The sequence below is a fragment of the Synechococcus sp. R8-2 genome, assembly GCF_047461715.1.
Taxonomy (GTDB): domain Bacteria; phylum Cyanobacteriota; class Cyanobacteriia; order Thermostichales; family Thermostichaceae; genus Thermostichus.
The window spans coordinates 1-741 of record NZ_JANSHQ010000202.1 but is presented as its reverse complement, the minus strand read 5'-3'; the positions used below and the strand labels follow the sequence as shown (position 1 = coordinate 741).

Here is a 741-nt window from a genome sequence, read left to right as displayed (position 1 = left end):
CGCTACTCGGACGGAGTCCTTGAAACCCCTTCTGACGGGCAAGGTGTGAGGTGAGAGGAAGGGTTGGCCTGCGGAGGTTGGCTGTGCTGGTGGGGGCGCTACTGGCCCTTCTGGCCTTGTGGTGGACGGATCCCACGCCAACAACCCTAAGCCAATACGTTACTTCTTTGCAGGAGCGCACTCCTTCTCAACTCCACAACATTCGCCGAGCCGCCCAAAGCCTGGATGGGGTTTACATCATGCCTGCAGCACGCTCACGGGAACAGGCAGAAGTGATTTTTTCCTTCAACCAAGTGGTGGGGCCGCGCAGCCTGGAACGAGGCTATGTGCCCGCGCCGGTGTTTATGGTGGCCGAAACCCTGGATTCGGTTGGGGGAGGAATCTGTCAGGTGTCCTCTAGCCTTTACAATGCCGCTCTGTTGGCAGGGCTGGAGGTGGTGGAGAGGCACCCCCATTACCGGCAGGTAGAGTCGGTGCCCCCTGGCTTAGATGCCACCGTTTGGTACGGCTTGGCCGACCTCAAGCTGCGCAACCCTTTCCCCTGGCCGGTGCGCCTACGAGTTCAGATCCGCGGCCAAAACCTGATTGTGTCCGTGCTGGGACGGGGATCCCGCCACTCCCTGAGGATCCCACCCATCCGTGTAGAGGGGCACCGGCTGGATCCCCAGCATTTGCAGGTGAGCGTGTATCGGGGTAACGAGCGCCTCTCCCAAGATCGCTATGTCGTTGCTCCCTAGCCTC

At 60.9% G+C, this 741-nt stretch carries 1 protein-coding gene; it reads left to right on the top strand.

What is annotated here, in order from left to right; translation table 11 throughout:
* Window positions 1-50: 50 nt before the first annotated feature.
* Entirely contained in the window at window positions 51-737 is a 687-nt protein-coding gene (locus NW819_RS05460) for a VanW family protein (RefSeq protein WP_414413134.1), read from the top strand.
* The last annotated feature ends 4 nt before the right edge of the window (window positions 738-741 follow it).